Annotated in this window: 22 protein-coding genes; 10 read left to right on the top strand and 12 right to left on the bottom strand. The window is 44.7% G+C overall.

Annotated elements, in window-relative coordinates:
* The first annotated feature begins 44 nt into the window (after positions 1-44).
* The 5 genes from AAEO56_RS01930 to AAEO56_RS01910 all read left to right on the top strand — a co-directional run bounded on the left by AAEO56_RS01930 (position 45) and on the right by AAEO56_RS01910 (position 5,633).
* A complete protein-coding gene (locus tag AAEO56_RS01930) occupies positions 45-2,954 on the top strand; it encodes a glycoside hydrolase family 3 N-terminal domain-containing protein (RefSeq protein ID WP_341695327.1) in 2,910 nt (969 codons plus the stop codon).
* Positions 2,955-3,029: 75 nt separating this feature from the next.
* Entirely contained in the window at positions 3,030-3,485 is a 456-nt protein-coding gene (locus AAEO56_RS01925) for an iron chaperone (RefSeq protein ID WP_341695326.1), read from the top strand.
* Between the two features lie 78 nt (positions 3,486-3,563).
* A complete protein-coding gene (locus AAEO56_RS01920; protein ID WP_341695325.1) occupies positions 3,564-3,716 on the top strand; it encodes a hypothetical protein in 153 nt (50 codons plus the stop codon).
* 113 nt (positions 3,717-3,829) lie between these two features.
* Positions 3,830-4,963, top strand: coding sequence for an N-acetyl-alpha-D-glucosaminyl L-malate synthase BshA (gene bshA, locus AAEO56_RS01915; RefSeq protein WP_341695324.1), 1,134 nt, complete (start codon positions 3,830-3,832; stop codon positions 4,961-4,963).
* A gap of 241 nt (positions 4,964-5,204) precedes the next feature.
* Positions 5,205-5,633, top strand: a complete 429-nt coding sequence (locus AAEO56_RS01910; RefSeq protein ID WP_341695323.1) for a protease complex subunit PrcB family protein — start codon at positions 5,205-5,207, stop codon at positions 5,631-5,633.
* Between the two features lie 65 nt (positions 5,634-5,698).
* On the opposite strand, the gene AAEO56_RS01905 is transcribed toward AAEO56_RS01910, so the two are convergent.
* From AAEO56_RS01905 to AAEO56_RS01870, 8 genes are all read right to left on the bottom strand, one after another.
* Positions 5,699-6,532: an endonuclease/exonuclease/phosphatase family protein gene (locus AAEO56_RS01905; protein ID WP_341695322.1), complete on the bottom strand. Its 834-nt coding sequence runs from the start codon at positions 6,530-6,532 to the stop codon at positions 5,699-5,701.
* Between the two features lie 3 nt (positions 6,533-6,535).
* A complete protein-coding gene (locus AAEO56_RS01900; RefSeq protein ID WP_341695321.1) occupies positions 6,536-7,204 on the bottom strand; it encodes an ATP-binding cassette domain-containing protein in 669 nt (222 codons plus the stop codon).
* A 1-nt stretch (position 7,205) separates the two neighbouring features.
* Positions 7,206-7,484, bottom strand: a complete 279-nt coding sequence (locus AAEO56_RS01895; RefSeq protein ID WP_341695320.1) for a hypothetical protein — start codon at positions 7,482-7,484, stop codon at positions 7,206-7,208.
* Entirely contained in the window at positions 7,485-8,300 is an 816-nt protein-coding gene (locus tag AAEO56_RS01890) for an EcsC family protein (protein WP_341695319.1), read from the bottom strand. It abuts the gene before it with no gap.
* A gap of 128 nt (positions 8,301-8,428) precedes the next feature.
* A complete protein-coding gene (locus tag AAEO56_RS01885) occupies positions 8,429-8,953 on the bottom strand; it encodes a hypothetical protein (protein WP_341695318.1) in 525 nt (174 codons plus the stop codon).
* Positions 8,954-9,029: 76 nt separating this feature from the next.
* Complete coding sequence (locus tag AAEO56_RS01880) at positions 9,030-10,751, bottom strand: WG repeat-containing protein (protein ID WP_341695317.1); 1,722 nt, start codon at positions 10,749-10,751, stop codon at positions 9,030-9,032.
* Positions 10,752-10,876: 125 nt separating this feature from the next.
* Entirely contained in the window at positions 10,877-12,139 is a 1,263-nt protein-coding gene (locus tag AAEO56_RS01875; RefSeq protein ID WP_341695316.1) for a DEAD/DEAH box helicase, read from the bottom strand.
* 118 nt (positions 12,140-12,257) lie between these two features.
* A complete protein-coding gene (locus AAEO56_RS01870; RefSeq protein WP_341695315.1) occupies positions 12,258-13,292 on the bottom strand; it encodes a formimidoylglutamase in 1,035 nt (344 codons plus the stop codon).
* A 100-nt stretch (positions 13,293-13,392) separates the two neighbouring features.
* On the opposite strand from AAEO56_RS01870, the gene AAEO56_RS01865 reads away from it, so the two are divergent.
* The 3 genes from AAEO56_RS01865 (at position 13,393) to AAEO56_RS01855 (ending at position 17,033) form a co-directional block, all read left to right on the top strand.
* Complete coding sequence (locus AAEO56_RS01865) at positions 13,393-14,280, top strand: hypothetical protein (protein WP_341695314.1); 888 nt, start codon at positions 13,393-13,395, stop codon at positions 14,278-14,280.
* 243 nt (positions 14,281-14,523) lie between these two features.
* Positions 14,524-16,452, top strand: a complete 1,929-nt coding sequence (locus AAEO56_RS01860; RefSeq protein ID WP_341695313.1) for an LTA synthase family protein — start codon at positions 14,524-14,526, stop codon at positions 16,450-16,452.
* Positions 16,449-17,033: a dual specificity protein phosphatase family protein gene (locus AAEO56_RS01855; protein WP_341695312.1), complete on the top strand. Its 585-nt coding sequence runs from the start codon at positions 16,449-16,451 to the stop codon at positions 17,031-17,033. The genes AAEO56_RS01860 and AAEO56_RS01855 overlap by 4 nt, the downstream gene beginning before the upstream one ends.
* A 69-nt stretch (positions 17,034-17,102) precedes the next feature.
* Here AAEO56_RS01855 and AAEO56_RS01850 read toward each other — a convergent pair whose 3' ends face one another.
* The gene (locus AAEO56_RS01850; protein WP_341695311.1) at positions 17,103-17,600 is read right to left on the bottom strand and encodes a hypothetical protein; all 498 of its coding nucleotides are present in this window, start codon (positions 17,598-17,600) and stop codon (positions 17,103-17,105) included.
* 87 nt (positions 17,601-17,687) lie between these two features.
* Complete coding sequence (locus AAEO56_RS01845; protein ID WP_341695310.1) at positions 17,688-17,873, bottom strand: hypothetical protein; 186 nt, start codon at positions 17,871-17,873, stop codon at positions 17,688-17,690.
* A gap of 172 nt (positions 17,874-18,045) precedes the next feature.
* Here AAEO56_RS01845 and AAEO56_RS01840 point away from each other — a divergent pair, with 172 nt between their 5' ends.
* A complete protein-coding gene (locus tag AAEO56_RS01840) occupies positions 18,046-18,543 on the top strand; it encodes a zinc ribbon domain-containing protein (RefSeq protein WP_341695309.1) in 498 nt (165 codons plus the stop codon).
* A gap of 7 nt (positions 18,544-18,550) precedes the next feature.
* Positions 18,551-19,030, top strand: coding sequence for a zinc ribbon domain-containing protein (locus AAEO56_RS01835; protein ID WP_341695308.1), 480 nt, complete (start codon positions 18,551-18,553; stop codon positions 19,028-19,030).
* A 287-nt stretch (positions 19,031-19,317) separates the two neighbouring features.
* Here AAEO56_RS01835 and AAEO56_RS01830 read toward each other — a convergent pair whose 3' ends face one another.
* Positions 19,318-20,202: an STM4504/CBY_0614 family protein gene (locus AAEO56_RS01830; protein ID WP_341695307.1), complete on the bottom strand. Its 885-nt coding sequence runs from the start codon at positions 20,200-20,202 to the stop codon at positions 19,318-19,320.
* 103 nt (positions 20,203-20,305) lie between these two features.
* Positions 20,306-23,992 (bottom strand): phosphoribosylformylglycinamidine synthase, encoded by a 3,687-nt coding sequence (gene purL / locus AAEO56_RS01825; RefSeq protein ID WP_341695306.1) that lies wholly within the window; start codon positions 23,990-23,992, stop codon positions 20,306-20,308.
* Positions 23,993-24,009: the final 17 nt, after the last annotated feature.

The raw sequence follows: 24,009 nt of genomic DNA, 5'->3' as shown, positions 1-24,009 counted from the left end.
TAAAAGGTAATGGTGATTTTATCATTTAAAAAAATACAACAGTTTTGAAGAGATTATTGGTTATACTATTCCTGTTTGTCATTGGGGCAGCATCGGCGCAGAAGGCGGCAGGGTTTGACGATTACGCGTCGCCAGGGGAAAGGAAATGGGTAGACAGCATCTACAACAGCCTTTCATTTGACGAACGGGTAGGGCAGCTGTTTATGGTTGCGGCCTATTCTAATAAAGATTCCACGCACATAAAAGGCATTGATAAGCTGGTAAGGGATTACAAAGTAGGCGGGCTAATTTTTTTTCAGGGCGGCCCAACGCGGCAGGCAAGGCTTACTAACCGCTACCAGGCAGAATCGAAAGTGCCGATGTTTATTGGTATTGATGCCGAATGGGGCCTTAGCATGAGGCTTGACTCTACGTATCGCTATCCGTGGAATATGACACTGGGGGCAGTACAGGATATGAAGCTCATCGAAAAGCAGGGTAAGCAAATGGCGATCCAGGCGAAGCGCATGGGCATCCATTTCAACTTTGGCCCGGTGCTCGACATAAATACGAATCCGTCCAACCCGATTATTGGTAACCGCTCGTTTGGAGAAGATAAAATTAACGTAACCGACAGGGCTCTGGCACTTATGAAAGGCATCCAGAGTGAAGGCGTTTTTGCTACCGGCAAACACTTTCCGGGCCATGGCGATACCGGTACCGACTCACATACCACATTGCCATACCTTCCTTTTTCTAAAGAAAGGCTGGAAGATGTAGAGTTTTATCCTTATAAAAAACTGTTTAAAGAAGGGCTGTCGAGCATTATGGTGGCGCACCTTAATGTGCCCAGCATAGAGCCTACGCCCAACTATCCCACATCACTTTCGTACAATGTGATAACCAATATTGTGCAAAAAGAAATGGGCTTTAAAGGCCTTATATTTACGGATGCGCTCAACATGAAAGGTGCCAGTAACTTTATGGCGCCGGGCGATATTGACCTTGAGGCATTCCTTGCCGGTAATGATGTGCTCCTGTTCGCCGAAAATGTTCCGGTAGCGATAGAGAAATTCCGTCAGGCGTATACCGATAGTGTATTGTCGGAAGAAAGATTGCAGCATTCGGTAAAAAAGATATTGGCTTACAAATACAGGGTTGGGCTTAATAAGTACACACCTATCGACATAAATAACCTTTACAGTGACCTGAACGGGCATGAGTATGACGACCTGAACTACCAGCTGTATGAAAATGCAGTAACTGTACTGAAGAACGACCAGGAAATAGTACCGGTCATGGAACTCGAGAACGAGAAGATCGCCTATGTAAAACTAGGTGACGACGATGGTTCTGTTTACCTGAGCACCCTGCAGAAATATGCGGATGTAACCGAAGTGAAGGAAGACAGCCTCCAATTGCTTACTACAAGGCTTAAGGACTACAGCACGGTTATCGTGGGCTACCATAAAGCCGATGGCGCCTGGAAAAAGCATGATCTTTCTGCCAAAGAACTGGTTTGGCTGGATACCATTGCCAAAAATAAAAGGGTGATATTCACGGTTTTTGCAAAGCCTTACACGCTGAATGCCGTAAAGAATTTTGCCAATATCGAGAGCGTAGTGCTGGCCTACCAGAACAATGCCATTTCGCAAACCGTAGCGGCTGAGATCGTATTCGGTGCTTTGGGCTCAAAAGGTAAACTGCCGGTATCTATCGGGACGGCGTATAAAGTGAATCACGGAATCTTTACGAAGACAACGAACCGACTGGGCTTTACTACGCCTGAAAACGCAGGCATGAACTCGGTCGTGCTTCAAAAGATCGACCTTTTGGCAAAAAAAGCGATAGACGAGAAAATGACCCCGGGATTGCAGGTGATCGTTGCGAGAAAGGGCAAGGTGATCTACCAGAAGTCATTTGGATATCATACCTACGAGAACGATATGAAGGTGAAAGACACGGATATTTATGATGTGGCTTCGCTGACGAAAGTATTATCGACACTGCCGAACATCATGCAATTGTTTGATAAGGGAGAGCTGAAGCTGGACGACAGGCTTGGCGACCTACTCCCTGTATTTGCCAAAACCGACAAGAGGAAGATATTATTAAAAGACATGCTGCTGCACCAGGCAAGGTTCCAGGCGTGGATACCTTTTTACCAGGAAACACTGGATAGTGAAAAGCATCCTGACTCGCTGTACTACCGCAGGAGCTATAGTGACGAATTCCCCCACCAGGTGGCAGAGAATCTTTATCTCAGGAAAGACTATCCGGATACCATAATAGCCCGCATTGCAGATAGCAAGCTTTTGAAAAAGAAAGAATACAAGTACAGTGATTTCTCGTTCATACTGCTTAAGGAATATATAGAAAGGCATACCGGTAAGAAGATCGATGTGCTGAGCGACCAGCAATTCTACAAGCCTTTGGGTGCGGCCCATACCACTTACAACCCGTTGCGCAAATTCGATATGGCTGTTATTCCGCCTACGGAGATCGATAAATATTTCCGCTACCAGGTGATACAGGGGTATGTGCACGATATGGCTGCCGCGATGGAAGACGGTGTTGCAGGACATGCAGGGCTTTTCTCTAACGCAATGGACGTAGCCAAGATCATGCAGATGTACCTGCAGCAAGGCAATTATGGCGGCAAGCAATATTTTTCTGCTAAAACGTTTGATACCTTTAATACCTGCTATGCCTGCAAGGAAGGCAACAGGAGAGGACTGGGCTTCGACAAGCCGCAGATAGGCAATAACCCCGGCCCGACCTGCGGGTGCGTATCTAAATCGAGCTTTGGGCATACCGGCTTTACGGGTACAATGACCTGGGCCGACCCCGAAACAGGGATCGTTTATGTATTCTTATCGAACAGGACCTATCCCGAAGCAGGGGAGAACCGCCTTTCGAAAGAGAATATAAGGGAAGATATACAGAAGGTGATAGAAGAGGCTATTATAGAGTAGTTGATTTGTTGATGGGTTATTTGTTTATGCGATACCCAATCAACCAAATCAGAATACCAACAAATAAACCAAAAAATGCAGTCACCAGCAGCAACACCGGACGAATATATTGCTTCACTTCCTGAAGACAGGAGAGCAGCTATGGAAAAGCTCAGGGATACCATAAATAAAAACCTTCCAAAAGGATTTAAGGAGGGCATGGGTTATGGTATGTTGGGCTGGGTAGTGCCGCATTCGGCGTATCCGGCAGGGTATCATTGCGACCCTAAATTGCCGTTGCCTTTTTTAAGCATCGCTTCACAAAAGAATTTTATTGCGGTTTACCACATGGGTGTTTACGCCAACAAGAAGCTCCACGACTGGTTTGTGGCAGAATATCCGAACCACGTGAATACAAAGCTGGATATGGGTAAAAGCTGTATCCGTTTTAAAAAGCCGGAGATAATTCCTTTTGAACTTATCGGCGAACTGGTTTCCAAAATCACAATGCAGGAGTGGATCGATCTGTATGAGAAAAACCTGAAAGGGTAATTTAGTTTTCAGTCTCAATCACATTTTTCAGTTCCGCTGTGTCATTCTAACGAACAACGAATCTCTAAAATTTATAAATTGAGATTCTTCACTCCGCAGGCTGCGTTCAGAATGACAAAGATACCAAATACAAAACAAGCCTTTCCCTTTAACCCCGACAGCAGCGATATCCTGCGGAGGCACGGAGCTGATAAAGCGAATGGCGGGACGATGATAGTAAAAATGCCCTAAGCCGGCTGTTTCCAACGCATTAAATTGTCACAATAATTATTACGTTAATTCGTGTTAATGCGAATTTTCGCCTGCTTTTTTTATTTAATTTCGTTGCTTTATTTTGAAATTATATGAAAATCGCAATAGTATGTTACCCAACCTTTGGCGGAAGCGGCGTTGTTGCTACCGAACTTGGATTGGAACTGGCACGAAAAGGCCATGAGATACACTTTATCACCTACAGCCAGCCGGTACGCCTGGCCTTGCTGAACCCCAATATCCATTACCACGAAGTACACGTGCCGGAATACCCACTGTTCCATTACCAGCCATATGAACTGGCGCTGTCGAGCAAGCTGGTGGATATGGTAAAACTGCATAAGATAGAATTGCTGCATGTACATTATGCCATTCCGCACGCCTATGCCGGATACATGGCTAAAAAAATGCTGAAAGAGCAGGGCATCAGGATACCGATGGTGACCACGCTGCACGGAACCGATATTACGCTGGTGGGTAACCACCCGTTTTACAAGCCTGCGGTGAGCTTCAGTATCAACCATTCGGATATTGTGACCTCAGTATCGCAGGACCTGAAGGATGCCACTTACAGGCTTTTTGATATTAAACGCGAGATCTATGTGATCCCGAATTTTATTGAGATCGATAAGAATAAGCTGGATGCAAAATCGGATTGCCACCGATCGATGATGGCGACCGAAACGCAAAAGATAGTTACCCACATAAGCAACTTCCGCAAGGTGAAACGTATCCCGGATATCGTTAAGATATTCTTTGAAATACAGAAAAAACTTCCTGCCAAACTAATGATGGTGGGCGATGGCCCCGAAAGGGCTGGAGCCGAAGAGCTATGTGAAGAGCTGGGTATCAGCGACAAGGTAATTTTCTTTGGCAACAGCAACGAAATCGATAAGATACTTTGCTTTAGCGACCTGTTCCTGCTGCCTTCGGAAACGGAGAGCTTTGGGCTTGCAGCACTTGAGGCCATGGCGAGCGGTGTGCCGGTAATATCGACCAATACAGGCGGGCTTCCGGAAGTGAACCGCGAAGGCTACTCCGGTTACCTTAGCGATGTGGGCGATATACAGGATATGGCCGAAAAAGCGATATCAATACTATCGGACGATGAAAAGCTGTTGGAATTCAAGGAGAATGCACTGAAAGTGGCACAGGAGTTTGATATACAGAATATCCTTCCGATGTATGAGAACCTGTACAGGAAGGCATTGAAGATGAATTTGTAATACTTGCCAGCTATATTTTCGGGCGTGTCGGCTCTCCCGATCGCTATCGGGACAAGCCGTCGCGCTCTCCGCTGTATCCCCGCAGAAAAAGCGGGGGATGCCGCTGCGATCGCTCACGCAAGTGGAATTAACGTTGTTTGATTGTGCCTGCTGTGATTTGGGGAGATGTATATTTAGTCAGAAAATTTTTGGTATTGTATTTGTATTGTTCCTTACAACAATCATTAAATAAACGACACTTATGAAAAAATTACTTACTCTCGCTTTACTGGCACTGGCATTTGCAAGCTGCAAGATCAACGTTGTGAACCACATTGCAGTTGCTGCCCCGATTACTTTTGAGATACTGAAACAGGAAGCCTATGGCGGCCGTGACAAAGAATCGGCTGCGGTCATCACTTCGCAAAGCCAGTTCATTGCTTTATATAATGAGCTTGGATGGAGCGATGTACCTCCCGTAGATTTTGAAAAGCAGAATGTTGTAGCGCTATTTATGGGCCAGAAGAGTACAGGAGGTTATAGCATTAGCGTGAAAAGCATTAATATCAATGATGACACTGCTACCATCAAGGTACTGGAAACCGTACCAAGCGGAATGGCGACCATGGCGATCACCAACCCTTACTGCATTGCGCTCATCCCGAAAACGGAAAAGGTGATAGTGGAATAGATTATTAGATATTGGATTGTTGGACAGTCTGAATAAATATTTAAACCCCTAATTCGTCAGGGGTTTTATTTTTTTACGATCAATTCAACATAAACAGGTAAATGGTCACTCGGATAGCGGCAATCTTTAGAATCGCTCAGGATCGCATATTTTTTAGCTTCAAGACCAGTCTTTGGGATAAAAATATAGTCGATACGTTTTGTAACCGGCTTATTGAATTCGAATGCATTGAACGTGCCTGTTGGACCAAATACAAATTCGGATACGTCCCGGGTATCCAGCAGTTCTTTTTTAATTACCGTAATAGGGACGGCATCCGGTTCCAGATTGAAGTCGCCCATCACGATGAATGGCAGGTTTTCCTTATTGAGTTCTTTTATCTTTTTGAGGATAAGCTTTGCGCTTTCCACCCTTGCCACATCGCCTATGTGATCGAAATGCGTATTGAAGACCCATATCTTCTGTTTGGTGTCCCTGTTTTCGAAAAGCCCATAACTACAAACCCTGTTATACGCGGCATCCCAGCCTTTAGAAGGCACAGCAGGCGTTTCGGACAGCCAAAACGTTGACTGCTGCAGCACTTTGAACTTTTTACTTTTATAAAAAATTGCTGAGTGCTCGCCTTTGCTTTTCCCGTCATCCCGGCCTACGCCTATAAAATTATAGTCCGTCATCGTACTGTCAAGGTACTGCATCTGCTGCGGCAACGCTTCCTGTACCCCGAGGAAATCAGGCTCATAAAACTGCACCTGCTTTGCCAGCATTTCCTTGCGATTGTCCCAGCGGTTCTCGCCATCGCTGGCTATGTCCAGTCGGATGTTGTAGGTCATAACCTTGTACGTCTGCGCGGTGGCAGTAAATGCTGCAATCATTGAGAGAATAATTAAAAATCGTTTCATAATCTATGGTTTTTCAGATGGCAGGTAACCGTAGGCTGCCAGTTCCTGTTCATTTTTAACATTGATAAGTTTGCCGTCTTTAAGCAGGAGGTTCCTATCCGTTACCGAAAATACATCATTATAATAATGGTCGGTAATGATTATGCCTTTTTTTGCTTTAAGCCCGGTCAAAAAACTTTTGATGAGTTCTTTATATAAAGGCTCGATCATAGAGAATGGCTCATCCAGCATCAGGAACGGATGGGAGAGGTTGCCTACCAGCAGCAATTCGAAATACCGCAGCTCACCTATCGACAGGTTGCCGGCACGGGTATTGGCTATTTTATCCATTCCGGGGGCATAGAAGAGCTTGTCCTGCTCATTTCCGCTGTAATAAAGTGGAATTATATCCCGTATTTTAAGGTTCTTAGGAAGGAAAGGATCTTGTGGAAGGTACCCGATTTTACCCTGTGGTATTACTTCATTTACCGGGAGAGGTTGCCCATTTATAGCCAGGTCAATAGAATCAGCTTTTACAGTACCGAAAAGAATTTTCAGCATTGTGGACTTGCCGCAACCGTTTCGACCGAAAATACCCACTACCTCACCGGTGCTGCATTCCAGAACTGCATTGTCAAGCACTTTTTTAGTGCCAAATGCCTTTACAATATTAGTTGCGCTGAGCGTATGCATATTAAGAGAACTGCAGGATTAAAAGCAGTATCAAAAGCCCCGGAACAAGATTAACGGCAAAGGTCATAAAAGCCATCCGTTGCCTTGTATAGCCTAAATTATGGTAAAAGTAATATTGGGCTTTGTAAAACGTATTGAACGCCAGTATACCCACTGCAATACCCATCGAACAAAAAAGTATTGGAAACCATACCGCTTTCGCCGAAAAGAATGCTGCAATAAAACTAAAACAGCAATTGAAGACATTTACAGTTATATAATAGTTCCAGAAAGCCTTCATTTATAAGGCCTGTCCGCTGTTATATTTTTCTTTCAGCCATCGTTCCTGGTAAATACGACGGGCAGCCCAGCCTGTGTCTTTAATGAAATAACCGTTTACTGAAGCGCCTACAGCTGCCCCGATGACAGGAACTGCCTGTAATGCCTTGCGTTTGGTCAGGTTGACGCCCAGTTGTTTGGTCAGGGCTTTAATAAGAATCTTGGCTGCTTCCTTGGTCACTTCATTTTCAAGGGTTTTTCCGGCTACTTGCTTATGCGGATTTTTAGAAACCATATTTTGAAGTGAGGTAAGCGCCAATTCTTTTTCTTCGGTCGAATTCGCACCCGCTACAGCTAATATCGAAAGCACTATCTGGTTTTCTTCGTCAGAATTGTTCTCAAACCCATAGCACATTGCTATTTTGTTGATGGTACGGAACGAAAGGGTTATAATCGCAGGGATATCAATCGCCATACCCGCCAGTCCGGCCATTCCTGTAGCCGCACCTTCGGTAGTAGCAATACCGATTGCCCAGTTGTGCGCCTCGTTGGCCAGCATATCAACTTCGGGAAGTGACCGCGAACGTAACTCGGCAGCTTCAGTCACATTTGCTTCCCTTTTGAAGGCTTCCATATCAATGAGCGATTTCGAAGCGCCATTACAACTCTCGATCGCGTTTTGTATTGTGTTTGTGGGCAATGCATTATCGAACAGCCTTGATAGTGGCTTGAAGAGCGAACCCATGAATTCGCTTACCACACCGGGCTTTTCATCTTTCCAGTTCTGTATTTCCTGTAGCTGCCTTTGTTCGTAGCTGTCTTTTGTGTCAATTGTCATAGCGTATGTATTGTTTGCGGTTGATTTTTAGCATCAAAACAAATATAGCTAAAATACATTGTCTTTATAAAAAGTACCGGATTTAGCTGAATAAAAAATGCCGCTCTGAAGCGGCATTTAACTTATATCTATGGTATCGATGTCATCCCGTAAAACCGGAACTTCCCGTTTATCTTTATGAAGCGGAAACTGTGGCTGGTGCCGGTATGGCCTTTGGCAAACTCATCTTTCTTATACGTCTCGACCCATACCTCATATATTTTAAGGTCCTTTGGGTAATCTTTCGGCACGACTTTCGGCTTAAAATTCTCTACAATTACGGAGCTGAAAGAATAGCCTTTCTTAGCCATTGCCAGATACACAGGTGACTCAGTGAATTTTTGGGAGATTACGGTAAAGAAAAATTCAGCGGGAACAAATACCGCTCCTTTTGCAGCTTCGACAGCGCCAACGCAATCTACGCAGTCGACTTCTTTGCAGCTCAGGGCAAGGAATGCTGTTTTATTGCCTTTTACAAGAGCATCTACAAGGGCTATGAAATTTTTATCAAGTTCGTCCCATTCCTTTTGGGTAGTGACTTTTGTCGGGGCAGGATTTTGCGCATGGGCAAAACCGGATATCAGTAGGCAAAACAGTACTATGATCTTATTCATTGCTTTTTTTGGCATTTACTATATAACGTCAAAAGTAGGATTTATTTTGATATGAAAAAATGCGTAAGGAATGTTCCTATTCTTTGGTGATAAGTTTTCCTTTTGAATTGAACAGGAATGTTTCACTTCCTTTTCGGAACAGCATATTGCGTTTTTCGGTGTAGATAAAGCTTTCATAATTAAATGGGATCAGTATCCTGCCTTTGTAATCCAGGCAGCCCCAATCGCCGTTAAGCCGTGCAATTATCGTTCCCTCCTGCACGCGCTCGTATACCTCATCATATTTAACAGGTATAACGATCCTTCCCGAAATATCCGCATAGCCAAACTTATTATTGAGTACCAGCCGCAGCAGGCCGTTTTGTGGAGCGTACGCTCCCTGGTATTGTATCGGGACTATAAACTTGCCGTCGAGCGTTACAACCCCAAGTTTCCCATCATGATAGACCCCCACCAGGCCGCCTTCAAACCACCTTATGTCCTCATAAGGAAACGGGTATTCTTTTTTGGTCTGCAGGTTCACGAGGAATTGTTTGTCATCAACAGACACGTGCGCAAAGCCGTTATACACTCTTTTAATTCTTTGGTTTTTAAACGGAAGCAGTTCCTTCCCGTTTCCGTCAATAATGCCATACATACCTTCGGGCAACTCTGCAACGATATAATCGTCCAGCTTGTCAATCTTGTCATACATCATCGCTACTGTAACCTTGCCATTCCGGTCCATCAATCCATATTTGTTATCAACTGCCACTAAGAAATGCGTGCTGCTGAAAGCTTCGATCCTGTCATAAATGAATTCGGATATTTCTTTCCCGTCGTTACCCACAAGGCCAAAAAACCGTTTTCCCTGATATTCTTTTGCTGCAAGGTGTGCATCACCGTTAATGGAATTGTAAACCTCGTAGTATTTAAAATCGGTGAGCTGATTCCCTTCATTGTCCATCAGCGCCCACAACCTGTCCTCATTCCTTACACCGAACCCATTTTCATAATGTTCTATGGCATCATACCGTAAGGGTGTCACTTCGTTATAAAGCGAATCGAGCAGCCCTAACTTGTCGCCCTTCCTGTAAATGTAGTGGTTGTTATCTCCTATAGGATAATTGACTATATCAATGTCGTCATATTCCATTTTGCGGTGAACCGTGCCGTTTCGGTCAATGAAAGTATAAAGTCCGTCTTTATAAGTAAGGAACATGCCGTGGCCTTTGTATTCCAAAATGTCATATTCCAGCGGTAGTACTACCTTGTATTCATTGCTGTATACACCATGTTTGCCGGCAATTGTTACGATATACATCGAGTCTGTCCGGACAAGCCTGTCAAATTTTGGTTCTAATAATACCCTTCCCAGTGTGTCCATCACGCCTGTTTTTGCGCCATCGTGTATATAGTAAATGGAGCTGCCCAATTCTTCCTCGGAGCCCCTCATGCCAGGCAGCAGATTCTGCGAATGCGCCACCGTTTTTACCTTTCCGGTCGCAAGCAGCTGCGCCTCATCAAAGGGATAAGGGACATAACGTTGAAGTATTTTTCCTGACGTGTCGCGGATAAAATAAATATTTAAAGTCGGCATACTTCGCAATATCATTTCGGGCGGAAGGGCGCGTGGTGGCATTTGCGCAACCTGCATACGCGAATAGTTGAGCATATCGACCTTTATGATCTGCGTACCGTTGTAGAAGTTGTAATAAATTATTGTAGGCTTTATTTCTTTTCCGACAGAAAAAGGAAAACCGTCCTGCCCGGCGCAGAATAAGGGGATCGACAGCAGGACGAGCAGAATGTTTTTCATGTAATAAGCGATTAACAAAATAATTTAATGATATTCAACCTGCATAGGCCCACATAGACTAAGCAACACTCAAACTTTGTGCCATTGATCCATAATGCTTAAATACATAAAGCAAAAAACGCCGGTTAATACCAGCGTTTTTTATTTTGTTTTGAGGCTTCCGATTTTCTGGAATTGCCCTGGCCCGTCTTTTTCTTGTTGCGAAGGTCGGGCTTCTTCTCGGCATCCGGCTTTTCTGCATCTTCTCCCATTCCGTAAGGATAGGGGTGGCCTTCGATCACCTTGATCTTCATACGGATAAGCTTCTCGATATCTTTCAGGTAAGGCTGCTCATCTTTCGCACAGAATGATATTGCAAGGCCTTCGTTCCCGGCACGGCCTGTACGGCCAATGCGGTGTACATACGTTTCAGGGATATTCGGGAGGTCGAAATTGATTACATACGGCAGGCTTTCGATATCGATACCACGTGCGGCAATATCGGTGGCTACCAGTGCAGATACTTCTTTGTTCTTAAAGCCTTCCAGTACACGTACCCTTGCATTCTGCGATTTGTCACCGTGTATGGCTTCAGCGTTCACGCCGTTCTTTTTAAGGGCTTTTACCACATTATCGGCACCGTGCTTGGTACGGGTAAAAACAAGTACGTTCGAAAGGTTCTCATTGCGTATTAGGTGGTACAGCAGTTTGCGCTTGTCGCCTTTATCTACAAAATACACCTGCTGCTTTACTTTTTCAGCCGTAGATGATACAGGCGTTACCGAAACGTATTTCGGAGTGGTAAGGAACGTATCGGCAAGTTCGCGTATCGCTATCGGCATGGTAGCCGAGAACAGCAATGTCTGCCTGTTGGTTGGCGTAAGCTTGATAATCTTCTTCACATCGTTGATAAAGCCCATGTCCAGCATCTGGTCGGCTTCATCAAGTACCAATGTATGCAGGTGGTCAAGGTTGATGAATCCCTGCTTGTGCAGGTCCAGCAGCCTTCCGGGCGTAGCGATAAGGATATCAACGCCTTTGCGCAGCTGGTCGGTTTGCGAAACCTGGTTTACGCCGCCAAAAATGGTCAGCTGGCGGATGTTGGTATATTTTCCGTACGTGTCAAAGCTGGCGCCTATCTGCAGGGCAAGCTCACGTGTTGGCGTTACTACCAGGGCACGGATATGTTTTACCTTTTTTATAGAGCCCACAATGCGGTGCAGCGAGTTCAGTATAGGGATTGCAAAAGCGGCCGTTTTACCGGTACCGGTTTGTGCGCAGCCTACTAAATCTGTCCCTTCAAGGATAATCGGTATTGCCTGTTCCTGTATCGGGGTTGGTGATTCATACCCTTCTTCGATCAGGGCCTGATGGATATTTTTAATTAAATTAAGATCTTCAAATGTCATTTTAAATGTATTAAGCGCTTATAGTTAGTGCGCTAAGAAGCTGCAAAGATACGCTTTTAAAATTAAGGTGAAACAGCGGCATTACAATGATGTTGCGGTGCGATGCCGGGTATCAAAATTAGATATGTGACTTTGCCTTCATAAAATCGGTTACCAGGTAGGCTATCAGCTTGCCTGCCAGGTGTGGGTTTCTTTCGCTGCCCAGTTCCGGTGCGCCTTCGCAAATGTGCAGGTAGGCCGCGTTTTCATGCCGCCCCATATAATGGATGAATTTCCTTGCCTTTTCGATACTGAACCCGCTTGGCGTCATGGCGCTGCTGGCTACATCAGGCAACGAGTCGAGATCCAGCTCTACCCCGAATGGCTCATTATTAATAAAATCTATCGCATGGTGCATTTCGGCAGTAAAAACCTTTTCCTCCCGTATGGCTATCTGCTCGTAGGTATTGTATTTTATACGGTCATGGTTTTTTTTGATGGTCTCCATAACGCCCTTTGAGACATAATTCTCATGCAGCCCGAAAATATAGTAGTTTTTAAGGAAGCCTTCTTCAAAGGCATACGAAAAGCCATTGCCACTATGGCGGCCTTCGAGCATCCTGAAGTCGGTATGTGCATCAAAATTTATCGCGTTTACCGGTTTTCCTTTTGCCAGTGCCGTCCCTTTAATGTTTCCGTATGCGTTATTGTGGCCTCCGCCAATGATTATGGGGGTTTTGCCTGCAAGGAGTATTTGGCGCACCACATGCGAAACGTCTTTGTCGATCTTTTCGATGAGCGCTGAGAGCTTTTTGCGGCCTTCTATTGATGTTGCATCCAGGCTCGCTGCTTCCTGCATTGCCACGGTTACATCTATACTGCCCAATATCAGCAGCCTGCCACCCTTAAAAAATTTGTTATGCTGCAGGTTTATGATGCTTTTAATAGCCGATTCCCATGCCGACGCTGTCCCCGGCCGGCCGTGGTTTGCCCTTACGCCTATATCCTCGGGTATTCCGAACAAAACAAATTCTGCCTCGTCTGCCCTTACATGGTCCCATGTAGCCGTATCTTTGGGGAGCGTGTGAATTCTCTCACCAAATTTTATCTCGCCGCTTCTGTATGAAGTGAATTTTGCCAGGTCGCTGACCGTAAACAGGATGATATTTTCCATTTATATTTTCTTACTTCAAAAGTACTATTTTCACTTAATTTTGCGTTAAAAAGATGATGGTAAATTAAAATATATATAAATTTGGAAAAAATATTTTAACATGGAGAATCAAAAAAATAATTCTAGTTTAAAAGCTATAATAATAGTATTGTCTATCTTGTTGGTTGGCAGCCTCATCTTTATGTACAAAATGAGTACCGATAATAAGGATGTTGAGAAAAAGCTGGAAACTACGCTTTCTGAAAAGCAAAAACTTGAAATTGACTTAAAAGAGAAGATAGCCAGTTATGATGCGGCTATTGCTGATAACACAAGCATAAAAGGAGAACTTGAAGCCGAAAGGGCAAAAGTTGTTGACCTTTTGACGCAGGTTCAGAAAACCAAGGACGATAATAAAGTAGCTATCAAGCAGTTTAAAGATGACTACAGGAGGCTAAAACGTGAGCATGATGCATTGCTGGCTGAAAATGACAAGCTGAAAGGCGAGAACGCGACACTGACTACACAGCGCGATAGTACAAGGACTGCTTTGGGTGAGTCTAAAAGGTACAACGACACGTTGGTTAACCAAAACGAAAACCTTTCCAAAACAGTTGAGAAGGCGCAGAAATTACAGATACTTAACCTGCATACCCAACCGTTTAAAGAAAGAAGTTCAGGTAAGCTTATACAGACCGATAAGGCTAGGAGAGTAGACAAGATACAGATTTCCTTTACTATCGCTGCAAACGAAGTTGCGCCAGCCGGTAACAGGACGTATTATGTGCAGATCATCGACAGCAAAAATAATGTGATAGGTGATAAAGCTACAGAAGTATTTGGCGACCAAACGCTTACCTACAGCTTCATAACCAATGCTATTTTCCAAAATAAAACAATTACGGTTAATGAACTTGTTGCAGGTAAAGATTTTGCCAAAGGGCTTTACACTGTAAATATTTTCGATAAAGGCACGCTTGTTGCCAACACGACATTTACATTACGATAAAATATTGTTTATTAGTGAAGAAGGGAGCCGGGTTCGGTTCCCTTTTTTTGTTTTTTGCTACAGGCATTATCAAAATGAGTTTTTCCGCCAGAAATGTCTGGAATGCACAACAGGTCGCCTGATAGCGGTTTTGGTACTGAATAAAAAATGTGCTCACTTCATTTAAAATAATAATTGAAATTTAAAACCGAAATTCACTAATTTAGCGGTTTTGTTAAATTGCTGTTAAACAATACATCTTCAATGAATAGTACATACCGTATGGGGGAGTATAAAGCGCTGTTATACAGGCTTTTTTTAGCATACTTTTTCTATTTTATCGTAAGGCTGCTTTTTTTTATCTATAATTATAAGCTGCTGAAGGTGGACTCGGTTTCCGAATACCTCAGGCTCGCTTACCACGGGCTGGCTTTTGATACAACAGCCATCCTGTATACCAACCTCCTTTTTATACTTTTTTCGATACTGCCACTTACGGTAAACACCAGGAAAGGCTATCAGAAATTCCTGATGTGGCTGTATTTTATAACGAACCTGATTTCGTACGCGACTAATTTTGGCGACTTTATTTACTATAAATATATTTATGCCCGTACTACCGTCGCGGTTATCGACGTACTTAAAAATGAAGAGAACAAAGGCAGTATGCTTTTCCGGTTCATGATAAGCTACTGGCATGTTTTCCTTTTGTTTTTCATTATGGCCTTCCTTTGGATATGGCTCTATAAGAAGGTTAAAGTGCAGCCGGGGCTCAGGCCTGACAGCAAAGTGAAGTACTTCGCCTTTTCTGCCGTTGCCTTTATATTCATCGGAACCATGATAATCGGGGGCATACGGGGTGATTTCAAAAAGAGCACCAGGCCCATCAATATAATCGATGCCAACCGCCATGTGACCCAGCCTGAGCATGCCGACATTGTGCTGAATACGCCCTTTTCCATAATCAGGACATTCAATGTTACAAGCTTTAAGAAAGTCAGTTTTGTGGATGAGAAGGTAATAATGGACGATTTCCACCCGATAAAATTTTACAATAACAACCCGAAGACAACGCCTAATGTGGTGCTTATCATTACCGAAAGTATGGGCCGCGAATACTGGGGCTGCATGAACCGAAGCCGTAACATCCCGGGATTTGTGAGCTATACACCATTCCTGGACTCGCTCTCGCAGCACAGCCTTATTTTTGATAACAGCTATGCAAACGGCAGTAAGTCGATACACGGGATGTCGTCTATTTTAGCGGGGATCCCTTCGTTTAAAGATGCGTTTACCTCATCGCCATACCCTAAGCAAAGGATAGAATCGCTGGTATCTACACTTGAAAGTATGGGGTATGACACCTCGTTTTTCCATGGGGCGCCAAACGGCTCTATGGGTTTCCTTGGGTTTGGCAACATCCTTGGCTTTGACCATTATTACGGAAAAACAGAGTATAACAATGATGCTGATTTTGATGGGTCGTGGGGTATCTGGGATGAGCCTTTCATGCAGTTCATGAAGAATACGCTCGACCAGAAGAAGCAGCCTTTCTTTGGCACGATTTTTACAGTATCCTCGCACGAGCCTTATATAGTGCCGGAAAAATATGCCGGGAAATTCCCGAAAGGCACTGTGCCGATGCACCAGGTTGTAGGATACACCGATTATGCGTTTAAAAAATTCTTTGAAGCGGCCAAAAAATCACCGTGGTATAAGAATACGATCTTTGTTATTACGGCCGACCATGGGAACCAGATAGCGTATGACGAATACCGCAAGGTACTGAACCGCTCTGCAACGCCAATATTGATATTTAGGCCTGATGGCAGCCTGAAGGGTGTCGACAGCCAGATATGCCAGCAGATTGATATTTATCCTACAATACTCGATCTTATAGGGTATGACAAGCCTTTTATGAGCTGGGGAAGGAGCCTGGTGGGCGATAAGCAGGTGGAGCCTTTTGCGATTAGCTATAACGGGAACCTTTTTATGCTGCAGCGCGGCAAATACATTTGTACCTTTGACGGGAAGAACGTGGTTGGCTTTTACGACATTAACGACAAAGGCTTGGAACATAACCTTATTGATAAAAAAAATAAGGAAATGGAGGAAACTGAGATAGCCTGTAAAGCATTCCTGCAGGATTATTTTGAGCGGATTATTGATAAAAAATTATACTATAAAAGATGAAAAAAAAGATTTTAATCGTACTTGGCATAATTATCCTCGCCGCTGTGGGGAAATATGTGTATGATGTGAATATCGACCATAACTTTGAGCCTGTAGTTGAAGGTAAGGTGTATCGGTCAGCTACCATTCCACCGGATGAGTTGACTGATTATATTAAAAAATACAATATCAAAAGCGTTGTCGACCTTCGCAAGCCGGGCACTAACGACCTTATAAACAACCCTGAAGTAAGCCCGGAGCTTGTTGCCGAAAAAAAGGCGGTAGAAAGTGTTGCCGGTGCAAAATATTTTGACGTTGGCTCTGAGCAGATACCCAACCAGGTGACACTGGATAAATTTTATGCAGTAATGGACAACCCGGACAATTACCCGGTACTTATCCATTGTTACCACGGAGAGGGCAGGGCGCCTTTGTTCAGCGCGATATATAAAATAGAATACGAAGGGGTGCCCAATGACGAGGCGCGAAAGGAATCGCGCTGGTTTGTTGACCTGAGCCCTTTTGCGAAAGGCAAAGAGAAAGGCGAGTACCTGCTGAATTATAAGACACGGAAGCAGCAAGAGGAAGAAGCTAAAAAATAATGAACGCCCCGGGAATGGGGCGTTTTTCGTTTATTTCATTTAATATTTTTCAAGGTAACTAAAAGCAGCTTAGCAGCCGCAGTACATTTCCACAACGGTTTTATTCTTCGATTGTTTTATCTCATAATAGCACCCCGCCCCTTCATCTTCCGGCCGGTAAATTAGCCCGTCCCACACATTTTTTATTTCAGTACCATTTACTTTATACATTTTTTCAATCCATTTCTTAAGAGTGGCGGTATCGGTTTTAGGCAGTGTCAATAATACATTAGTTCCTTTACTTTCGCCACAGCTATCTATAAAATATTCGATGCCTCCTTCAAATTTTTGCTTAAACGAGCATATTGGCTGGTTCTCAAATTCCACATCCTTTTTAACGCCGGTGGGCTTTTCTGCTGTTTTGTAATTCTGCTTAAGGTAAATGAGCATTTCATCGTTGGTATATTCAGATGCTTTAACCGCAGCCACTATCTTTTTGATATCCGGTTGTTTCAGCTCAAATTTTTGAGCATGGCAAAGGACAGGGAGAACGCTTACTAATAATAGCATTAATTTTTGAATGCGCATAGAACTGTATTTTTGTAAAAGTAGTATTTTTTGATGCAATACCCATACATTTCCCTGACGTCCGGAGCCACATGCTTTAGCAGATGCTTAACGTGCAAGCGAAAAAAACAGGAAGATTACCAGTATCACTAACACAAAGATGGCACGAAGCGTAAATATCCTGGCGTTGCGCGAAGCATTGGCACGCCACAGCCGCTTCCTGCTTTGCACAACCGATAGCAGCAGCGTAAGGAGAAAGATAATAATGATGACAAGAAGATATTTGTAAACCATGGCACGGCAAAAATAAGGCAATATTTCCTTTTACTTGCCTCATGAAATTATCGGAAAGAAATATAATCAGTTGAAATTAGTGTAATTCGTGGCTAAACTTTCCTAAAACGCACTTGCTGCGTTCGCCCTGTAGGCATAATGCTTATATTTACCGTAACCATAAACCAAGCCTATGAAATTTTGTACCAATTGCGGAAACACCATTGCCGATACCGCTGCCGTTTGCTCTTATTGCGGAACAAGCCAGCCAACCGACTTTAAAATGCAATTCCCGCAGCCACGCCAGGACGATACGTTCCTGAGGGTACTCTATGTACTTACCATTGTGGGCGCCTGCTTTAGCCTTATCTCCATACCTATCGGTATGTTAAAAGGATTGCAATTATATGACAATTCTTTATATCTCGTTCAGGGAATCAGCCTTCTTACCGTTTTGGGTAAATTGGTCGGGGCCATATTCATGCTCCAGAAAAAGGTGATAGGCCTTTATATTTATACCATGGCAGGCGTTGCGACAATCGGTGTCGGCCTGTGGTCGGCTATTAATTTAGCAGGCGGTGTAGGTATGGGTAGTGACTTTGGACTTGCACTGACTATATTCTCCCTTATTTTCCCTATCGGATTCTTAGTAATGTACTGGCTGCCTGTAAACAGGAAAGTACTGTCTTAAATTAATTATGGAAAAATGTATACGATGCGATGCCGCCCTTGAACCCGGAACAAATTTCTGTCCGGTTTGCGGCACCGACCAACGCTTTGTTTACAGACCCGAAGCGACCACTATAACGCTTAAAGTGCTCTGTATCCTGACTATCGTTGGTTCCGTATTCCAGCTGTTCCGGGGGCTGATCTATGAAATGGTAGCCAACGACAGTAACAACAACGAATACATCCGCGGCTGGATATACGGCATAACCGGTGTAATGACACTTGCCGGGGCCGTAATGATGCTCCAAAAACAGCTTAACGGACTGTACCTTTATACCGTAGGACAGATAATTTACCTGCTCACTTGCTTTTGGGCGACATCAGTATATATGGAAGAAGCCGGAGATGCAACGGGGCTTTTGCTTACCATTGCAGCCGTGTTTGTAGTACCGGCAATCCTATTCCTTATTGTCTTTTGGACGGATGAGTGTAAGAAGGGGTTGAGGTAAATCTACACGCTCTCGTGCGGTCATTGCGAGGCACGAAGCAATCTTTCTTTATAAGGAGCGAATGGCTTGGGCTTTACCGGCAGTAGTCATTCCTGCTTTCCGCTCTATCCGCGCCGAAAAAGGCGCGGGATGCCGCTGCAATCAGGGCTAAAGAGGAGAGGTGGGAGTGTGTTTGGTGAGTTGAGTGAGCTGCAGGCAGTGTTGGAACAAAGCGATTTTAAGGCTTTTGACATTCATGTGTTGACACTGATTTTGTTGCAAAAATGTAACCACAACGCGAGAAACGGCTATATTATTTTACTTTGTTCTATTAAAAATATAATATTACTACCCGTTAAATTCATAGCATATCTAGTCATTTCATCATCGACTTTTTGTGGTATATTACCTTGTCCATGACCACCTAGTTTATTTCTAATGGTAGGAATTCCACTTTCTAACAAATTTTGGAGGGATGTAAATTGATTTTGTGTAAAAGTTGGAACTAAGCCGTTTTGAAAACATATTTGAATAAGTTTTTTGGAAGTATCAGTTGCACCGAATATCCAACCTTTTTCATCACAAATAATTTTAAGTGTACTTTCGAATGCTTTAAGACAGTCTGCTAAGCACTCTTTATTTCGTCCGTCTTTATAATGTTGGTGAGCTTTCATATATTCTTCATTTGCTCCCAAAAATTTATTATTCCACAATAAAGCTATTGTCGGTTTTGTAATTTCAATATGTGTGTATGTTGAATCAACTCGGATTACTTCACCATTTTCATAAGAATATCCAACGCCACTTTCTTTGAATCTTATATTTAATTCTTCAATAGCATCTTGTGGGTTAATCCTATCCCAAATATTGCATGAATAATTAAAAATCTCAATAGATTTTAATACAACTTCAACAATATCTATTACCTCTTCAGTACTTTTAGTGATTACCAAATAATTCAAAACAGCTTCAAATCCACTATTTGCATTAGAATCTAAAGTGTATTTACCATATTCTCTGCATAAAATATTATGTGCGTCATCATATATATAATGTTTGTCAGTGATTAGTTCGTTAAATATATGCCCAATTTGTATGCGCAATTTTTGAGGAATATTATTATGTTGATAAACTTCAGGGATTTCCCCCCTTAAAGATTTTTGACGTTTTGAAAAAATATTGAATATTGCCATATAAATTAACATTTAGAAATTCAAATTTACAAAAAAAACGCCCCCATTCCTGAGAGCGTTCATATATCTATCCGTCAAATAACCAAATCAACCTATCAACAAATCAACGTTTTTCAATCCACAACCTCGCATTCACAAACGCCTCATGCCACGGGCTCACTTCATCGTTCCTGCCTTCCGGGTAGTAGGCCCAGTTCCATTGGAACATCGAGCGCTCTATGTGCGGCATCATTACCAGGTGGCGGCCATCATTGCTGGCCATCATGGCGATGTCGAAGTGCGAGCCATTCGGGTTGGCCGGGTAGCCGTTGTAGGCGTACTTGGCAACCACGTCATAGCGGCTTTCTTCGTAAGGGAGGTCGAACTTACCTTCACCATGCGAAATCCAAACACCCAGCGTACTTCCCGCAAGGGTCGACAGCATCACGGAGCTGTTCTCCTGCACTTTTACCGAGGTGAAACCGCTCTCGTGCTTACGGCTGTCGTTGTGCAGCATGCGCGGTTTCTGCTCGTGGTCAGGGTTGATGAGCCCAAGCTCAATAAACAGCTGGCACCCGTTGCAGATACCTACAGACAACGTATCCTCACGCTTAAAGAAATTCTCCAGCGCGGTCTTCGCTTTTTCATTGTAAAGGAACGCGCCCGCCCATCCTTTCGCCGAACCCAGTACATCCGAGTTGGAGAAGCCGCCCACCGCGCCGATGAACTGGATGTCCTCCAGTGTCTCACGGCCCGATATGAGGTCGGTCATGTGGACGTCCTTCACATCAAAACCGGCAAGGTACATGGCGTTGGCCATCTCCCGCTCCGAGTTCGAACCCTTCTCACGTATGATGGCTGCCTTTGGCCTTGGCTTCGATGCATCAATTGCGACTTTCTTCCCACGAAAATGTGCAGGGAATGTATATCGTAAAGGCTGGCTCTTATAATTGTTGTAACGCTCGGTCGCTTTCTCTTTACCACTTTGCTTCTGGTCAAGCAGGTAGGAAGTTTTAAACCAGGTATCGCGTGTTTTTATGATGTCAAATTCAAGGCTGGCATCACCATTTTTCACGGTAATGGTGTTGCCTTCTTTCGGCTGGCCTATTTTGGTGAATGCCACGCCTTTTGCAGTTAGTTCCACTTCAACCGAAGCATCTGCCTGTATCACGATGGCAATGTTCTCGGCAAACAACGCTTTTACGGTATCAGCCTCACCCAATCCGGTAAGGTCATATTCCGCGCCAAGGTTCACTTCGGCAAAGCTCATTTCCAGCAGGGTAGTTATCAATCCGCCGCTGCCGATGTCGTGACCCGCTGCTATCTTGCCTGCTTTAATGAGGTCCTGTATTACGTTGAATGTATTCTTGAATGAAGCCGCATCGGTAATCGTAGGCACTTCATTACCCACTTTGTTCAACACCTGGTTGAACGATGAACCTCCCAGTTTATACGCATCCCCCGAAAGGTTGATGTGGTAAATATTCTCACCATTTCTTTTCAGTACCGGCTCGACTACTTTGGTAATATCGTTGCAGTTGCCTGCCGCCGATATGATCACCGTTCCCGGCGCGATCACATCGCCATCAGGGTATTTCTGTTTCATAGAAAGGGAGTCCTTACCCGTCGGGATATTGATACCCAGCTCAATCGCAAACTCCGAACAGCCCTGCACGGCCTCGTACAGCCTTGCATCTTCGCCCTCGTTCTTGCACGCCCACATCCAGTTGGCTGATAGCGACACGCCTTTCAGGCCGTCCTTCATCGGTGCCCAGATAATGTTGCTCAGCGCCTCGCCAATGGCAGTGCGGCTACCCGCAACGGGATCAACCAGTGCGGCAATAGGGGAGTGGCCTATGGTGGTGGCAACGCCTTCTTTCCCGGCATAATCCAGCGCCATAACGCCCACGTTGTTCAGGGGAAGCTGCAGTGGCCCGGCACATTGCTGTTTGGCGACTTTCCCGCCCACGCAGCGGTCCACTTTGTTAGTCAGCCAGTCTTTGCAGGCTACGGCTTCCAGTTGCAGTACCTGGTCGAGGTACTCGTGTATCCTGTCCTGCGAATACTCCGGCGCGCTGTAGTTGACGGCAACCGTTTTATCGGTCATGATCGTTTTTGGCGAACTGCCGAACATATCCTCGAGGGCGAAGTCCATAGGTTTCGCACCCGTGGTCGCCGACTGAAAAGTAAATCTGTGGTCGCCGGTCACGTCTCCGACTTCATACATTGGCGAACGCTCCCGGTCGGCAATGCGTTTCAGGGTGTCAAGTCCTTTTTGTCCTATTACAAGTCCCATTCGTTCCTGTGACTCGTTACCTATTATCTCCTTAGCAGAGAGGGTAGGGTCACCCACCGGCAGCCTGTCAAGGTCTATTTTACCCCCTGTTTCTTCTACCAGTTCGGAGAGGCAGTTGAGGTGTCCACCCGCACCATGATCGTGTATCGAAACTATAGGGTTATTCTCACTTTCCACCATGCCACGGATGGCATTGGCAGCCCGTTTTTGCATCTCGGGATTGGATCGTTGTATGGCATTCAGCTCGATACCGCTGTTGAAAGCGCCTGTATCAGCCGACGATACCGCTGCTCCGCCCATCCCGATACGGTAGTTCTCACCGCCCAGTATTACGATCTTGTCGCCGGCTTGCGGCTTTTTCTTAACTGCCTGTTCCTGTTTGCCATAGCCTATACCACCGGCAAGCATGATAACTTTGTCATATCCCAGCCTGTGCAGCTTCTCTCCCCCTTCGGGGGAGACGGAGGGGGCCTCATGCTCAAAGGTTAGCACCGACCCCGTGATCAGCGGCTGTCCGAATTTGTTCCCAAAGTCAGACGCACCGTTAGATGCTTTTATCAGGATATCCATTGGGGTTTGGTAGAGCCACTTGCGCTCGTCCATACCGTTTTCCCACGGACGGTTCTCCTCAAGGCGGGAATAGGCAGTCATATAGACCGCTGTTCCGGCCAATGGCAGCGACCCCTGCCCACCTGCAAGCCTGTCGCGTATCTCACCACCCGAACCCGTCGCTGCGCCGTTGAAAGGCTCTACTGTGGTCGGGAAGTTATGCGTCTCGGCTTTAATGGAAATCACCGAATCAAATTCTTTTATTTCGTAAAAATCAGGCTTGTCGGCGCTTTTCGGGGCGAACTGCTCCACGCGTGGCCCTTTTACAAATGCTACGTTGTCTTTATAGGCCGAAACGATGTCGTTCGGATTTTCCTGCGACGTCTTCTTGATCATTTTAAACAGCGACGAAGGTTTTTCCTCACCGTCTATCACAAACGTGCCGTTGAATATCTTGTGGCGGCAGTGCTCACTGTTCACTTGTGAGAACCCGAATACTTCCGAATCCGTCAGATGGCGGCCCAATTTAAGGGCAAGTTTACGCAGGTAATCCACCTCTTCAGCGTTCAGGGCCAGGCCTTCGCTGTTATTATAGGCCTCGATATCGGTGACTTCAAGGATCGTTTCCGGCTTTATGTTGATGGTAAATATATCCTGTGTAAGCCCGTTGTATTTCTGCGAAAGCATCGGGTCGAACTTTGCATCGGCTTCCTGCACCTGCTCAAATTCCTCTATACGGATAATGCTGGCAATGCCCATATTTTGTGTGATCTCCACGGCATTGGTGCTCCACGGGGTGATCATGGTGGCACGGGGGCCAACAAAAAAATCCGTCAGTGCGGATTTTTCTATTTTATGTGCGTTGCCAAAAAGCCAGTTTAATTTTGATGTGTCTTCTGCCGAAAGTTCGCCTTGCGCCTGTACCGCAAAAACCGTCTTGGTCTGGTTTCCGAAGAAATGGATCATTGTGTTGTTGTGTTGTA

It is taken from the genome of Flavobacterium arundinis (genome assembly GCF_038289855.1).
Lineage (GTDB): Bacteria > Bacteroidota > Bacteroidia > Flavobacteriales > Flavobacteriaceae > Flavobacterium > Flavobacterium arundinis.
This window is presented reverse-complemented; position numbering and strand designations above follow the sequence as displayed.